The organism is Streptomyces sp. NPDC102270 (assembly GCF_044766405.1).
In the GTDB taxonomy this organism is placed as follows: Bacteria; Actinomycetota; Actinomycetes; order Streptomycetales; family Streptomycetaceae; genus Streptomyces.
In genome coordinates this window covers 58,435-71,995 of sequence record NZ_JBIWLX010000010.1, presented here as the reverse complement: position 1 = coordinate 71,995, position 13,561 = coordinate 58,435, and the positions used below count along the sequence as shown (strand labels likewise).

The 13,561-nt window shown below is 71.1% G+C and carries 10 protein-coding genes, 4 pseudogenes and 1 riboswitch; of the genes and pseudogenes, 10 read left to right on the top strand and 4 right to left on the bottom strand.

Annotated features, from left to right (window positions below; genetic code table 11):
- Nucleotides 1-27: 27 nt before the first annotated feature.
- The 3 genes from ACIRP7_RS21990 to ACIRP7_RS21980 are packed head-to-tail and all read right to left on the bottom strand — an operon-like array spanning nt 28 to nt 2,545.
- Complete coding sequence (locus ACIRP7_RS21990) at nt 28-759, bottom strand: ABC transporter ATP-binding protein (protein ID WP_403662002.1); 732 nt, start codon at nt 757-759, stop codon at nt 28-30.
- Nucleotides 756-1,652 (bottom strand): ABC transporter permease, encoded by an 897-nt coding sequence (locus tag ACIRP7_RS21985; RefSeq protein ID WP_403661999.1) that lies wholly within the window; start codon nt 1,650-1,652, stop codon nt 756-758. The genes ACIRP7_RS21990 and ACIRP7_RS21985 overlap by 4 nt, the downstream gene beginning before the upstream one ends.
- On the bottom strand, nt 1,649-2,545 hold the full coding sequence (locus ACIRP7_RS21980; RefSeq protein ID WP_403661996.1) for a TauD/TfdA dioxygenase family protein: 897 nt from the start codon (nt 2,543-2,545) through the stop codon (nt 1,649-1,651). The genes ACIRP7_RS21985 and ACIRP7_RS21980 overlap by 4 nt, the downstream gene beginning before the upstream one ends.
- 645 nt (nt 2,546-3,190) lie before the next feature.
- Between ACIRP7_RS21980 and ACIRP7_RS21975 the strand changes: the two genes are divergently transcribed.
- A complete protein-coding gene (locus ACIRP7_RS21975; protein ID WP_403661993.1) occupies nt 3,191-4,231 on the top strand; it encodes an MDR family NADP-dependent oxidoreductase in 1,041 nt (346 codons plus the stop codon).
- 21 nt (nt 4,232-4,252) lie between these two features.
- Nucleotides 4,253-4,330, top strand: a pseudogene (locus tag ACIRP7_RS21970) (MerR family DNA-binding transcriptional regulator); the annotation flags it as partial.
- 19 nt (nt 4,331-4,349) lie between these two features.
- On the opposite strand, the gene ACIRP7_RS21965 reads toward ACIRP7_RS21970, so the two are convergent.
- The gene (locus tag ACIRP7_RS21965; protein WP_403661990.1) at nt 4,350-4,871 is read right to left on the bottom strand and encodes an MFS transporter; all 522 of its coding nucleotides are present in this window, start codon (nt 4,869-4,871) and stop codon (nt 4,350-4,352) included.
- A 493-nt stretch (nt 4,872-5,364) separates the two neighbouring features.
- Here ACIRP7_RS21965 and ACIRP7_RS21960 point away from each other — a divergent pair, with 493 nt between their 5' ends.
- From ACIRP7_RS21960 to ACIRP7_RS21925, 8 genes and pseudogenes are all read left to right on the top strand, one after another.
- A complete protein-coding gene (locus tag ACIRP7_RS21960; RefSeq protein WP_403661987.1) occupies nt 5,365-6,471 on the top strand; it encodes an LLM class flavin-dependent oxidoreductase in 1,107 nt (368 codons plus the stop codon).
- The gene (locus ACIRP7_RS21955) at nt 6,468-7,868 is read left to right on the top strand and encodes an NtaA/DmoA family FMN-dependent monooxygenase (protein WP_403661984.1); all 1,401 of its coding nucleotides are present in this window, start codon (nt 6,468-6,470) and stop codon (nt 7,866-7,868) included. The genes ACIRP7_RS21960 and ACIRP7_RS21955 overlap by 4 nt, the downstream gene beginning before the upstream one ends.
- Before the next feature lie 105 nt (nt 7,869-7,973).
- Nucleotides 7,974-8,798 (top strand): DUF1684 domain-containing protein, encoded by an 825-nt coding sequence (locus ACIRP7_RS21950; protein ID WP_403661981.1) that lies wholly within the window; start codon nt 7,974-7,976, stop codon nt 8,796-8,798.
- A 90-nt stretch (nt 8,799-8,888) separates the two neighbouring features.
- Nucleotides 8,889-9,002, top strand: a riboswitch (SAM riboswitch).
- 19 nt (nt 9,003-9,021) lie between these two features.
- A complete protein-coding gene (locus ACIRP7_RS21945) occupies nt 9,022-9,153 on the top strand; it encodes a putative leader peptide (protein ID WP_403661978.1) in 132 nt (43 codons plus the stop codon).
- A gap of 170 nt (nt 9,154-9,323) precedes the next feature.
- Nucleotides 9,324-10,942 (top strand): annotated as a pseudogene (locus tag ACIRP7_RS21940) (ABC transporter substrate-binding protein).
- A 3-nt stretch (nt 10,943-10,945) separates the two neighbouring features.
- Nucleotides 10,946-11,428 (top strand): annotated as a pseudogene (locus ACIRP7_RS21935) (ABC transporter permease); the annotation flags it as partial.
- Nucleotides 11,428-12,669: pseudogene (locus ACIRP7_RS21930) on the top strand (ATP-binding cassette domain-containing protein); the annotation flags it as partial. The pseudogenes ACIRP7_RS21935 and ACIRP7_RS21930, both read left to right, overlap by 1 nt.
- Nucleotides 12,670-12,682: 13 nt before the next feature.
- Nucleotides 12,683-13,552: an LLM class flavin-dependent oxidoreductase gene (locus ACIRP7_RS21925; protein ID WP_403661975.1), complete on the top strand. Its 870-nt coding sequence runs from the start codon at nt 12,683-12,685 to the stop codon at nt 13,550-13,552.
- Nucleotides 13,553-13,561: the final 9 nt, after the last annotated feature.

Here is a 13,561-nt window from a genome sequence, read left to right as displayed (position 1 = left end):
TGCTGGGTGAGGGGTCGGGGAGAAAAGTCAGTGCTGGCCGGCGAGGCCGAGGTCCTCCAGCAGCCGGGCGCGGACTTCCTCTCGTGCGACGCTCGATTCGCGGTTCGCGGCCGAGAGGTGCACCTCGTGCGAGGTGCCGATGCGGCCGTTGCTCATGACGACGATGCGGTCCGCCAGGGCGATCGCCTCGTCGACGTCGTGGGTGACGAGCAGCATGGCCGCGTGATGCTTGGTCCGCAGGGCCCGTACGAGGTCGTGCATGCGCAGCCGGGTGATGGCGTCGAGGGCCGCGAACGGCTCGTCGAGCAGCACCAGTTCGGGCTCCGACACCAGGGCCCGCGCGAGTGACACCCGCTGGGCCTCGCCGCCGGAGAGCTCCTTGGGCCACGCCTTCTCACGGCCCGCGAGCCCGACCTCGGCGAGGACGTCGAGGGCCCGCTGCTCCGCGTCGGGGCCGTGCAGGCCGAGCGTGACGTTGGGCAGCACCCGCTGCCACGGCAGCAGCCGGTCGGCCTGGAAGACGATCGCCCGCCGTGCCGGGACCTCGACCCGCCCCGCGTCGGGCCGGTCCAGTCCGGCGAGCAGCCGCAGCAGGGTGCTCTTCCCGCAGCCCGAGGGGCCGAGCAGGATCACCAGCTCCTCGTCGGCGATGGTGAGGTCGAGGTGGTCGAGCACCACCCGGTCGCCGAACCGACGGACCACCTGCTCGACGACGGCCCCGGTCTGCCGACGGAGGTCCGTCGCGACGGTGCTGCTCATGACGCCTCATAACTGGGTCGCCACCGCAGCAGCACCCGCTCGAGAACCCGGACGAACTGATCGGCGAGCAGACCGAGGAGCGAGTAGATCACCAGCCCCACGAAGACCTGGTTGGTCTGCAGATAGGTCTGCCCCTGGGTGATGAGGAAGCCAAGTCCCTTGTCGGCGTTGACAGTTTCGGCGGCGACCAGGCCCAGGACGCTGTACGCGAGGGAGAACCGCAGACCGACCAGGAACCCCGGCAGCGCTCCGGGCACCAGCACCCGCGTCACCAGGCGCCAGGTGCCCGCGCCCGTCGTGCGGGCCATCTCGATCAGCCGCTGGTCGACGCCCCGGATCGCGGCGAACAGGTTGAGATACATCGGGACACCGGCCCCGAAGGAGATCAACAGCACCTTCGTGAGCTCGTCTATGCCGAACCACACGATCATCAGCGGCAGCACCGCGAGGAGCGGGATGGTGTTGAGCACCTGTACGAGGCCGTTGAACAGGTACTCGCCGCTGCGCAGCAGCCCACCGAGCACTCCGGCGACGATGCCGACCGTCAGTCCGATCGCGAGACCGATGCCGGCCCGCTGCAGCGAGATGGCCAGGTCCGGCCCGAGGACGCCTTGCTGCCACAGATCGGCGGCAGACTTCACGATCGAGGTCGGCGCCGGAGCATAGGTCTTCGACACCACCGCGGTCCGGGCGAGTATCTCCCAGGCGATGAGGATCACGACCGGGGTCGTGTAGATGCCCAGCGGCCAGCGCAGGCGTTCGCGGAGCGCGGTGAGCCCAGTCGTCCGGCGGCGGGCGTCACGCGGGAGGAACACCTCGCGTTCCCGCGCTCTCGTCGTCTCGACGGCCGGGCTCTTGATGACGGCCCGGGCCGGGATGCGGACCTCGGTCATGCGGCCACCGCCAGCACGCTGCTGTAGTGGGAGGCGTCGCCGAGGAGTTGCTCGCTGCGGCGGCCGTCGACACCGGCCGGCACCTCTCCGGCGACCGTCACCCGGTTGAGGCGGCGCGGGTGGTCGTCGTAGTTGTCCACCCCGTAGTGCTGGGTGATCCGGTTGTCGAAGATCAGCAGCTGGTTCGGGGACCAGGCCCAGCGAAGGATGTTCTCCGGACGCGTCACGTACGCCTGGAGGATGCGCAGCAGGTCGGCCGACTCGCTGCTCGACAGGCCGACGATCCGCTTGGCGAACCCGCCGATGAACAGCCCTCGTTCACCGGTCAGGGGGTGCACGCGCACAACCGGGTGCTCCGCCTCGTACGGCGCCGACACGAAGAGGCGGTCGTACTCCTGCCGTTGTGCCGTCGTGGCCGAAGGGCGGGCGTAGTCGTACTGGTTGGTGTGCACGACGCGCAGCGTGTCCGCGAGGGCGCGCAGCGGTTCCGGCAGGTCGCGGTAGGCCGCGGCGGCGTTGGCGATGAGCGTCTCGCCGCCGTACGGCGTGGTCACGATCGACCGGAGCGTGGTGAGCTGCGGCGGGTTGACCACGAAGGTGACGTCCGTGTGCCACTCGTTGGCCTTGGATGTCGCGCTGTCGACGGCGAGCACGTTCGTCGTGCCGTCGGCGGCCGGCACGTTGGGGTGGGCGGTGGTGAGGTCCCCGAACCACCGGGCCACGCGCTCCTGGCCGGCGTTGTCGAGGTCGACCTGATCGAAGACGATCGCCTTGTGCTCGTTGAGGGCGTCACGGAGCGCTGTGACCGTCGAGAGATCGGGGGTCGCCGTGAGGTCGACGCCCTCCACGACCGCGCCGATACGGCCGGTGAGCTTGCGGATGGACAGCGGCATGAGGGAGTCCTTCTCGGAGAGGTGGGCGCACAGCTGAGTGCTGGGTGCTCCGTGCCGGGTGCGGAGGGCGAGGGCGAAGAGCGGGATGCGGAGAGCGGAGAGCGGAGAGTGTGAGTGAACGGCCGACTCGCGAGCCGGTCGACGGGAGACCGGGCAGTCGGTGCGACGGCGACGCAGGTGGGACCGGATCACAGCCCGTGCGGAAGCGCGGGAGGTGAGGTCGCGGGAGCAGTCGCTCAGGAGGCGGACACGGCGAGCCCACGGGACGGCACTGCATTACGGGCGGTTACGGACCGCCTCCGCCGGACGCGCACCGTCGGTGCGCTCCGGTTGCCGCCGGGGACCTCTTACCGGGTCAGCGACAACAAAACGCGCTGGAGACGTGCGCCAGGTCGATGTGGCGCCGCCGAGTGAGTTCCACGCGCGGGTTCATGGCACCGGAGTTCAGCAGAGGTCCACCACGTTGGTCAATAACCTTCCGGACAGATCTTGCATTGCGGACACGGGGCCGGCGTGGACACCGCGGGCAGCCGTACTTGCCTCACTTGCCTTTGACGCGCGCGTCAGGGGCTAACGTCTGCGCGCCCGCACCGGCGGTCGTCCCGGCCGGCCTGCTTCGCCTCTCCCGAACAGGAGCCCCACCGCATGGCTACTCCCCTGCCCTCCACCACCCGCGAGATCCAGCTCGCCACCGCCCCCGAGGGGCTGCCCGGCCCCGAGCATTTCTCCGTCGTCGCACAGCCACTGCCGACGCCGGGCCCCGGACAAGTCCTCGTGCGCAGCCGGTACTTCCTGGTGTTCCCCGGGCTGCGCACCCTGATCACAGGCGCACCCGAGGGAGTGCCGCTGCCGTCGATCAACGTCGGTGAGGTGCTGTTCGGCCCCGCTGTCGGCGAGGTCGTCGGCGCGGGTCCGGACAGCCCGCTGCAGCCGGGAGACACCGTCACGCATCTGTGGGGATGGCGCGAGCACGCGTTGGTGGCCGCAGCCGACTGCACCCCGGTCGGCGATGTGCTGCCGGATCCGGTCGCCCACCTGTCGTCGGGGTCGGCCGCCTACGGTGCGCTCACCCGGCTCGCCGACATCCGTCCCGGCGACACGGTCCTCGTCACCGGGGCGGCGGGCGCGGTGGGAACCCTGGCCGGTCCGGTCGCCAGGCTGCTGGGTGCCGGGAAGGTCATCGGCAGTACCCGCTCTCCGGCCAAGGCCGAGCGGCTGCGCACCGACCTGGGCTACGACGCGGTGCTGGTGCCGGGCGACCGATCCCCCACGCTCGCCCGGCAGTTGCGCACGGCGGCACCCGAAGGCATCGACGTCCTGGTGGACACCGTGGGCGGCGGGCACCTGACAGCGGCGCTCACGGGGGCGCGCCGCGGCGCCCGCTTCGCGCTCGTCGGCGCGCTGTCCGGCCAGTTGTCACCGCACCGGGACGGTGACAGCGCTCCGGTGGAGATCGACACCTTCCGCGTCATCAACCTGGGGGTCACGCTGCGCGGTTACAGCGGCATCGATCATCCCGAGGTGGCGCAGGAGTGGGCCGAGCGGTTCGGCGGCTGGCTGCGCTCCGGTGAGATCTCTTTCCCGCATGTGCGGATTCCGGGCATCGAACGGGCCCCTCAGGCGTTGCAGGAACTGTTCGAGGGACGGCACTTCGGCACCGTAGTGGTGGAGCTGCCGGACCGGTGACACGAACCGAGGCGAGGTCGGATGCGAATCGGAGACGCGGCGGCAGCTGCCGGGACCACCCCACGGGCCCTGCGGTTCTACGAGGAGCGCGGCCTGCTGAGCACCGCGCACGGTGAGCTCAGCAACAGGCAGCACCGCCAGCCCGCCTCGGGGCCGAGTCCGGCGACGAGCGCACCGCCGAGGGGCGGGCCGAGGGCCGTGGCCACGCCGCCGGTGACGCGTACAGACCCAGCGCACGGCCGCGGGCCACACCGCGGAAGACGTCCTGAATGGTGCCGATCACCTGCGAGTTGACGATCCCGGCCGCGGCACCCTGCACCAGCCGCGCCCCGATCAGGGTCCCCGGCCGTCCTCCCGTCGCAGCCGTCACCCCGGCCAGGAGGAAGACCGCCACCCCGACCATGAAGAGCCGTTTGCGGCCGTGCAGGTCACCGAGGCTGCCACCGGGGACGAGGGCCAGGCCGAAGGCCGGCGAGTATCCGGCCACGATCCACTGGACGTCCGCCCCGGTGGCTCCGATCGACTGGCGCATGCTCGGGACCGCGATGTTCAGGACGGCCTGGTCGACCAGAGTCGTGGCGCCCGCGGCCATGCACACCAGCAGCACCCGCCGGGCGGCGCGGTCTTCTCCCGGAAGCATTGGCTGATCGTGCTCCCCAGGGCGTGAGGTGTGGTGGATGACTGGGGCGAGCCGTCGAACAGCGATCAGCGACAGACCTGGTCGAACTGGTCGGCGCGGCGGCTCACCCAGAACGGGTCGAGCAGCACCGTGCGTGCCGTGCCGACGGTCTCCGTGGCCCGGATCAAAGCACAACGCAATTGATGCGTCCACCATGCGTCCCGGCGCACGAGATGCCCGTCCGCCCTCTTCGACCTTGACATTCACCGGGGCGTGCGACGTACGTTGAAAGGGAAAGTTCCTGACAGCTGGAGGCTGTGATGCACGTACGGGGCGCGGTATCGCGCGGTGCGTGCAGCTGTGCGCGGCTCATCACCCGGCGGCATGTCGACTACTGCCGTACCTCCTCCGCCGTCTGTCCTTCCGTACACGTCTGACCCCGGCCGGCCATCCTGCCGGCTGTCTCGTCGTGGCCCTGTGGCCGCGAGTCCCGTGTTTCCCGGAAGGAACCCCCTTGACCGGCCCCGCCCTGCACCTCGCCGTCGAGATCGACGGCGACGGCGCACACCCCGCGGCCTGGCGCCGCGCCGCCCATTCCCCCGATCAGCTGCTCACACCGCGCCGCGTGGCCCAGGTCGCCGCCGTCGCCGAGAACGCCGGGTTCACGCTGGTCACCCTGCACGACGGCGTGCTGCCGCCCGGCGTCTCACCGGATCCGGTGGGCCGTATCGGCGCCGTGGAGCGAGCGGCCTTCGTCGCCGCGTCCACGAGCACCATCGGCATCGCACCGGTCGTCCCGGTCACCTACGCCGAACCCTTCCATGTCTCCGGCCAGTTGGCGTCCCTGGACCACATCTCCGCCGGTCGCGCCGGGTGGGTGGTGACGGAGGAGGAGCGCCCCGAGGCGGCCGGTGCCTGGGGGCGGCCGTTGATCGCCGACTCCGCCGCACGGGCCCGGGAGTCCCGGGACGGCGTGGAGGTGGCCCGCGCCCTGTGGGACTCGTGGGAGGACGACGCGGTCATCCGGTCCGTGGCCACCAGCCGCTACCTCGACCGCGAGCGGCTGCACTACATCGACTTCACGGGCGAGACCTACGCCGTCAAGGGCCCGGCGATCGTGCCGCGCCCGCCTCAGGGGCAGCTGGTCGTCCTGGGCAGGCCGGACCGGGTTCCCGCCGCGCAGCTGGACGTCGCTCTCGTCGAGGGCCGTGACCTCGCGTCGCTCGCCGCGGCCTCCGCCGCCGCCGGTACGCCCCGTCTCTTCGCCGAGGTCGAGGTGGCGCTGGACACGCGGGAGGCCACGGCCGCCGAGCGCGTCGCCGACCTGGAACGGCACGCGGCGTGGACCGACCGGGGCCGGCTGCGACACATCGGCTCCGCGGCCCAACTGGTCGCATTGCTAGCAGAGTTGAGCCGTCACATCGACGGCGTACGGCTGCATCCGCTAGTGCTGGACGAGGACCTGGCCGTCCTGTCCCGCCTCGTGCTGCCGGCCCTGTCCGAGCGGCGCCTCGTCGCCCGTCCGCTTCCCGGTACGTCCCTGCGCTCGGCCCTGGGTCTGGAGCGCCCCGCCAATCGCTTCGCCGCCGCTGCCACGACCGCCCAGGAGGACGCCCGATGACCCGCACCGATCCCCTCGACGTCCCCCGCCCGCACGCCCGGCTGCACTTCGGAGTGTTCTTCCAGGGCGTCAACCACTGGACCATCTGGTCCGCCCCCGACAGCGGCTCCCAGATCGACCCCGCCTGCTTCCGACGGGTCGCCCAGACCGCCGAACGGGGCCTGTTCGACGCGTTCTTCCTCGGCGAGGGGCTGCGGCTGCGCGAGGTCGACGGCAGGATCCACGATCTCGACGTGGCCGGACGGCCGGACGCCATCACCCAGCTCGCCGCACTGGCCGCGGTCACCCGCCGGATCGGGCTGGTCGCCACCTCCAATTCCACCTTCAACGAGCCCGCCGATCTGGCCCGCCGCCTGTCCGGGCTCGATCTGCTCTCCGAAGGCCGGGCCGGCTGGAACGTGGTGACCACGGACAACGCCTGGACCGGCGCCAACTTCCGCCGCGGCGGCTACCTCGACCACGCCGACCGCTACCGCCGCGCCGAGGAGTTCCTCGCCGTGGCCCGCGCGTTGTGGGACGGCTGGCAGGACGGAGCGATCGCCGACTCCGCAGGGGCAGCGCAATGGTCGGCGCCCGGTGCCGTACGCCAAGTACGGCACCACGGACCGCAGTTCGACATCGATCTCGATCCCACCCTGCCCCGCAGCGCCCAGGGGCACCCCGTGATCTTCCAGGCCGGTGACTCCGGTGAGGGACGCGACTTCGCCGCCCGCAACGCCGACGTCATCTTCTCCGCACACGGCAACGACTTCGACGACGCCCTTGCCTTCGCTCAGGACATCCGGCGCCGGCTGCGGGCGGTCGGGCGGCCCGACGACGACCTGCGGATCCTGCCGGGCACCGAGATCATCATCGGCGCCACCGAGGAGGAGGCGCAGGAGAAGAAGCGCTGGATCCGGCTCCAACAGGTCACGCCCGCCACGGCGCTGGGGATCGCCGGACTGCTGTGGGGCTTCGACCTGTCCGACCGCGACGCCGACGGGCCGCTACCGAAAGAGGATCCGGTCGTCGCCGAGAACGACGGCTCCTTCGGGGCCCGGCGCATCGCCGACCCGCGTGCGGTCGTGGCCGAGTGGCGGGCGAAGGCGGAGGCCAACGGCTGGTCGCTGCGCGAGACCGTCATCGCGCTCGGCCCGCAGCGCGGGCACGTCGGCACCCCGTCCGGCCTGGCCGACAAGTTCGCCCACTTCGTGCGGCACGGCGCGGTCGACGGCTTCAACGTCACGCCGTACCTCATCCCCGACGGCCTCGACGACATCGTCGACCTGCTCGTCCCGGAACTGCAGGAACGCGGGATCTACCGCACCGAGTACACCGGCACCACCCTGCGCGAGAACCTCGGCCTGCGCGCTCCCCTCACGCACCGCTCCGCGCGGGAGCAACGGCAGGCGGGCTGACATGGCTGCGCGAGGAGCGCCCGACGCGTCCGACCGCCGGGGCCGTCGACGACCCCACCGGCACCCTGAACCCCGCACTCACGCACGCGTGACGAAGGAGAACCCATGACCACCGAGGCCACCAAGACCGACTTCCATGCCTTCACCGAGACCTGGCTGGAGTGGTACCGCGCGCAGGAGGCCCGGCTCGCCGACCCGCACGGGTTCCTGTCGATCACCGGCCTGCACTGGCTCGACGACCGGCCGCAGCGCTTCCCGGACGCGCCCGGTGCGTGGCGCACCGGCCCGGACGGGGTGGTCGTGGACCTCGACGACGGCGAGGAACTGCTCGTCGACGGAACGCCGGTGCACGGAGAACACCGCTTCGGCGTGCTTCCCGAACGCACCGGCGTCGACGCCGTATGGGGAGACGCCGTCATCGAGGTCGCCAAGCGCGGCGGGCACGACATCGTCCGCCCCCGGCACCCCGACGCGCCGCTGCGCACGGCCTTCACCGGAACACCCGCCTACGCCCCCGACCCGCGCTGGTCCGTGACGGGCCGCTACATCCCCTTCGACACACCACGACCGACCACCGTGGGCGCCGCGGTCGAGGGCCTTGAGCATGTGTACGACGCTCCGGGCAGGATCGAGTTCGAGCTGGACGGGCGCCCGCTGTCGCTGACCGCGTTCCCCGGCCATGGCGCCGGCCGACTGATGGTGCTGTTCACCGACGCGACCTCCGGGGTCACCACCTACGCCGCCAACCGGTCCCTCGCCCTGGAGCCGCCCACCGCCGACGGTACGGTCGTCCTGGACTTCAACCGCGCCGCGAACCTGCCGTGCGCCTACACGGACCTGGCCACCTGCCCGCTGCCCCCGGCCGAGAACCGGCTGCCGGTGGCGATCGAGGCCGGCCTGAAACTCCCCCGCGAGCGCGGCGGTTCCTGAGCCGGACCCGGTGAGCCGCCCCGACTGCCCCCGCAGCACGCCGATTTGCGGCATTGACGTACGACAAGAGCCCTCCGTACGATCACGAACGGCATTGAGTGTCAGCGTCAAGCCCTGGCTCGCTGACCGGCAACCCTCCCCCGCGGTGGGGTGCTCCAGGTGAAAGCCCGGCGGGATCACCGACGATCTCCGCAAGCGCGTGGCCCCGTGACAGGGGCCGGAAATGTGGAGGCCCGGTATGCGGCACGGTGGTGATCTCAGCGTCCGCTTCCTCGACGCCACCGTGTTCTCCCGGCTCTCTCGCCGGCGTCACATCGACCTCGAGCGCTCGACCAGCTGTCTGTGTCGGGCCTGACGGACCTTCCCCCCGCTGCTCGCCGTTCGGCACCCGCTGCCGCCGCGCCCGCCTGCGCCTGATCTCCGTCTGTCCTTGAGCCCCGTTTCCCGTGATCCCCGCCGCACGCCCACGTACGGCCATGCCGCGTACGGCATCCGTCCGGGTGACACGAGTAGGAGAAGCCCTCCATGACTGCACTTCCCGATGTCGGATCCGCCCGGTGGGCGGCATGGACCGCCCTTGTCACCACCAGTGTTCTGCTGACCGCCTGCGGATCGGGCGGCGGCGATTCCGGCACCGGCACCGGACAGCCCGGGTCCGGCGGCACCCTGACCTTCGCGGTGGGCTCCGACGCCGGCTGCGTGGACCCTCAGCAGGTCGCCAGCAACGAGACCATCTACTCGGTGCGCCAGATCGTGGACTCCCTGACGGACCAGGACCCCGAACCGGCAAGATCGTGCCATGGCTGGCGAAGAGCTGGGACGTCAGCTCCGACGCCACGACGTTCACCTTCCATCTGCGCTCGGGCGTCACCTTCAGCGACGGGTCGAAGCTGACCGCTCAGGTGGTCAAGGACAACTTCGACGCGGTGCCCCGGCTCGGCGCGCTCGGCACCCTTGCCCAGGGCTATCTCAGCGGCGTCGAGAGCACCACGGCAGTCGATCCGCTCACCCTCAAGGTCACGTTCAAACAGCCCAACGCCCAGTTCCTGCAAGCCACTTCGACACACTCGCTGGGCATCGAGTCCTCGGCCAGTGTCAAGAAGGCCCCGCAGCAGAAGTGCAGTGAGGGCGTGACCGGTTCCGGGCCGTTCGTGCTGAAGCAGTACGTGCAGAACCAGTCGCTCACCCTCGCCCAGCGCACCGGATACGCCTGGGGGTCCTCGCTGTGGACCAAGAAGGGCGAGGCCTACCTGGACAAGCTGGTCTTCAAGGTCGTATCGGAGGCCGGTGTACGGGCGGGCAGTCACCAGTCCGGCCAGGTCGACGCGATCAGCAGCGTCGGCAAGGCCAACGAGGCAGCGCTCAAGGGCGGCCAGGTCACCCTCCAGCGACGGGCCAACCCCGGCGTCGTGTTCGGCCTCGGCCTCAACAACTCGCGGCCCATCCTGAAGGACGCGCGCGTGCGCCAGGCCATCCTGCACGCCGTCGACCGCCGGCAGATCGCCGACACCGTGTTCCCGACCGGCACCCAGGCGGCCACCAGCATCCTCGCCCACACCACCCCCGACTACACCAGCCTCGCCCCGGACCTGAAGACCGACGCGGCCAAGGCCAAGTCCCTGCTGGACGCGGCTGGTTGGAAGACCGGCAGCGACGGCATCCGCACCAAGGACGGCAAGAAGCTCAGTCTGACCATCGACTGGATCCCCAACGCCGCGACCAATCAGCCCGCGTTGGAGCTGATCCAGCAGCAGCTCAAGGCCGTCGGCGTCCAGGTGTCCCTCAAGCAGCTCCAGGTAACCCAGCTGGCGCCGACGCTGCAGTCGGGCGACTACGACGCGGCCTGGGGAAACGTCACCCGTGCCGACCCGGACATCCTGCGCAGCTCCTTCTCCACGAAGCTGGCCAACTTCTACCGCGTGCCGACGAGCGGCCTGGACACGGCCCTGGCCGCGCAGGCCGCGACCACGGACACCGCCAAGCGCAAGCAACTGATCGGCCAGTCACAGCAGTTGATCGTGCAGAACGCCTACTACGTGCCGGTCGTGGAGCTCCAGACCCAACTGGGCGTGTCGAAGAAGGTGCACGACCTGAACTTCGACGCCTCCAGCCGGCTCCAGCTGCACGACACCTGGATCGGCTGACGCATGCGCCGCTATGTAATCAAACGGCTCGCGCAGGCGGTCGGCGTGCTGTGGGCGGCGTACACGGTCTCGTTCCTGGTGCTGGACTTTCTGCCGGGCGACCCGGTCACCGCGATGGCCAGTGCCGGGATGGACTCGGGGCAGGTCGACCCGCATCAGATCGCCGCCCTGCGGCACGAGTACGGCTTCGACAAGCCCGTGCTGGTGCAGTACGGCGAGTCCCTGGGGCGGGCCGTGCGCGGGGACTTCGGCGACTCGGTGTCCATCGGGCGCCCGGTCGCCTCGACGCTGACCGACGCGCTGCCGCAGACCCTGCAGTTGACCGGCGCGGCGCTGCTGCTCGCGGTGGACCTCGGCGGTGGTCTGGCGGTGCTGGCCACCTACACAACCCAGCGCTGGCTGCGGCAGCTGCTACTGTCACTGCCTCCGCTCGGGGTGTCCGTCCCGACGTTCTGGGTGGGGCTGCTGCTCGTCGAGACGTTCTCCCGGACCGGGCCGGACTGCCCGACGCGGCCACCCGCGCACGGCAGTACCCGCACGAACTGTCCGGCGGCATGCGACAACGCGCCCTGATCGCCATCGCCATCGCCGCGAAACCCGAGCTGATCATCGCCGACGAGCCCACCAGCGCGCTCGACGTCACCGTGCAACCAGTCATCCTCGACCATCTCCAGCGCCTCACCGAGGAGTCGGGAACCGCGATCCTGCTGGTGACCCACGACCTCGGGGTCGCCGCCGACCGGGCACAGCGACTCGTGGTCATGTCCCGGGGCAGGGTCGTAGAGGCGGGCCGCACCCAGGAGGTCCTGGCCGACCCGCAGGACGAGTACACCCGGCATCTGCTGGCCAGTGCCCCGAGTCTGGCCACCGCCCGCCCCCGCACCCCGGTCTCCGAGCCGAAGGCCGACACGACGGCGCCCCTGGTCGAAGCACGCAACCTGGTCAAGGAGTTCAGGCTCCCCCGCACCGGGGACGGCCCCCGGAGCCTGCGCGCGGTCGACGACGCCGGCTTCACCCTCCGTCGCGGCCAGACCCTCGCCCTGGTCGGCGAGTCGGGCTCGGGCAAGTCCACCCTCGCCCGCCTGGTACTGCGCCTCGCCGACGCGACCGCCGGACAGATCCTGTTCGACGGCACCGACGTCACGACCGCCAAGGGTGCCCGGGCCAGAGAGCTGCGCCGCCGCGCCCAGCTCGTCTACCAGAACCCGTACGCCTCGCTCGACCCGCGCTTCTCCATAGCCGAGGTGATCACCGAACCGCTGCGCGCCTTCAAGGTCGGCGACCGCGCGTCCCGGCTCGCCCGGGCCCGTGAACTGCTCGACCAGGTGGCACTTCCGGTCGCCACTCTTGAGCGCCGGCCGGCGGAGCTGTCCGGCGGCCAGCGCCAACGGGTGGCGATCGCCCGCGCCCTCGCCCTCTCCCCCGACCTGGTGGTGTGCGACGAGCCGGTCTCCGCGCTCGATGTGTCCGTGCAGGCCCAAGTCCTGGACCTGCTGGCCGAGTTGCAGGCCGACACCGGCGTGGCGTACCTCTTCATCTCCCACGACCTGGCCGTCGTACGGCAGATCGCGCACCAGGTCGCCGTGATGCGGGCCGGCCGGATCGTCGAGACCGGCCCACCGGAGGAACTGTTCACCAGCCCCCACCACGAGTACACCCGTGAGCTGCTCGCGGTGATCCCCGGCGGTCGCGTCCCCGCCCCCGCCGCCGAGCCCACCCCGAGCTGAGGACCGGCGTCACATGAGCACTCCCACGATCACCTCACTGGCCTTTCTCACCCCGGGCAACTTCGCCGACGACGACCCGTACACCGGTCTGGAGGAGACTCTCCAACTGTTCGGGTACGGCGAGCGGTTGGGCTTCGACGGCGCCTGGATCCGCCAGCGCCACCTCGAACACGGCGTCGGCTCGGCGGCCGTGTTCCTCGCCGCGGCCGGCCAGCGCACCGAGCGGATCGAACTGGGCACCGCGGTCATCCCGATCGGCTACGAGAGCCCCTTCCGCCTCGCCGAGGACCTGGCGCTGGCCGACGTCCTGTCCCAGGGGCGGCTCCAGATCGGCTTCAGCACCGGCATGCCGCACGCCGACCTGCTCGGAGACCTCGTGTACGACGGCGACTGGCGCGGCTTCGACCTGTCCTATGGCAGGATCGCCCGCGTCGTCGACCACCTGCGCGGCGACTACCTCGGCGACCCGGACACGGTCATCCACTCACCGGGCAACGTCCAGCGCCCCCGCCTGCAACCGCACAACCCCGATCTGGCGCGGCGCCTGTGGTACGGCGGCGGCAGCCTGCGCTCGGCCGGCTGGGCCGCCGAGAACGGCCTGAGCCTGCTGTCGGGCAACATCGTCACCGGCGAGGGCACCGACGACTTCACCACGGCCCAGCTGAACCTGCTGACCGCGTACCGCCGCACGCTCTCCACGAAGGGGGCGGACCTTACGGCACGGGTGGCGCTGGGCCGGGTGATCGTGCCCTTCGACAGCGCCGACGCGGCCGGCCGGGCCCGCTACCGCGCCTACGCCGCGAGCCGCCACGAACGGACCCTGGCACCCCAGGGCCCGAAACGCACCCTGTTCGCCCCCGACGTGGTGGGAACCGCCGAGTAGATCCTCGAA

Coding starts and splice junctions, on each gene's coding strand:
- ACIRP7_RS21990 (WP_403662002.1), bottom strand. CDS start 759: ATGAGCAGCACCGTCGCGACGGACCTCCGTCGGCAGACCGGGGCCGTC.
- ACIRP7_RS21985 (WP_403661999.1), bottom strand. CDS start 1,652: ATGACCGAGGTCCGCATCCCGGCCCGGGCCGTCATCAAGAGCCCGGCC.
- ACIRP7_RS21980 (WP_403661996.1), bottom strand. CDS start 2,545: ATGCCGCTGTCCATCCGCAAGCTCACCGGCCGTATCGGCGCGGTCGTG.
- ACIRP7_RS21975 (WP_403661993.1), top strand. CDS start 3,191: ATGGCTACTCCCCTGCCCTCCACCACCCGCGAGATCCAGCTCGCCACC.
- ACIRP7_RS21965 (WP_403661990.1), bottom strand. CDS start 4,871: ATGCTTCCGGGAGAAGACCGCGCCGCCCGGCGGGTGCTGCTGGTGTGC.
- ACIRP7_RS21955 (WP_403661984.1), top strand. CDS start 6,468: ATGACCCGCACCGATCCCCTCGACGTCCCCCGCCCGCACGCCCGGCTG.
- ACIRP7_RS21950 (WP_403661981.1), top strand. CDS start 7,974: ATGACCACCGAGGCCACCAAGACCGACTTCCATGCCTTCACCGAGACC.
- ACIRP7_RS21945 (WP_403661978.1), top strand. CDS start 9,022: ATGTGGAGGCCCGGTATGCGGCACGGTGGTGATCTCAGCGTCCGCTTC.
- ACIRP7_RS21925 (WP_403661975.1), top strand. CDS start 12,683: ATGAGCACTCCCACGATCACCTCACTGGCCTTTCTCACCCCGGGCAAC.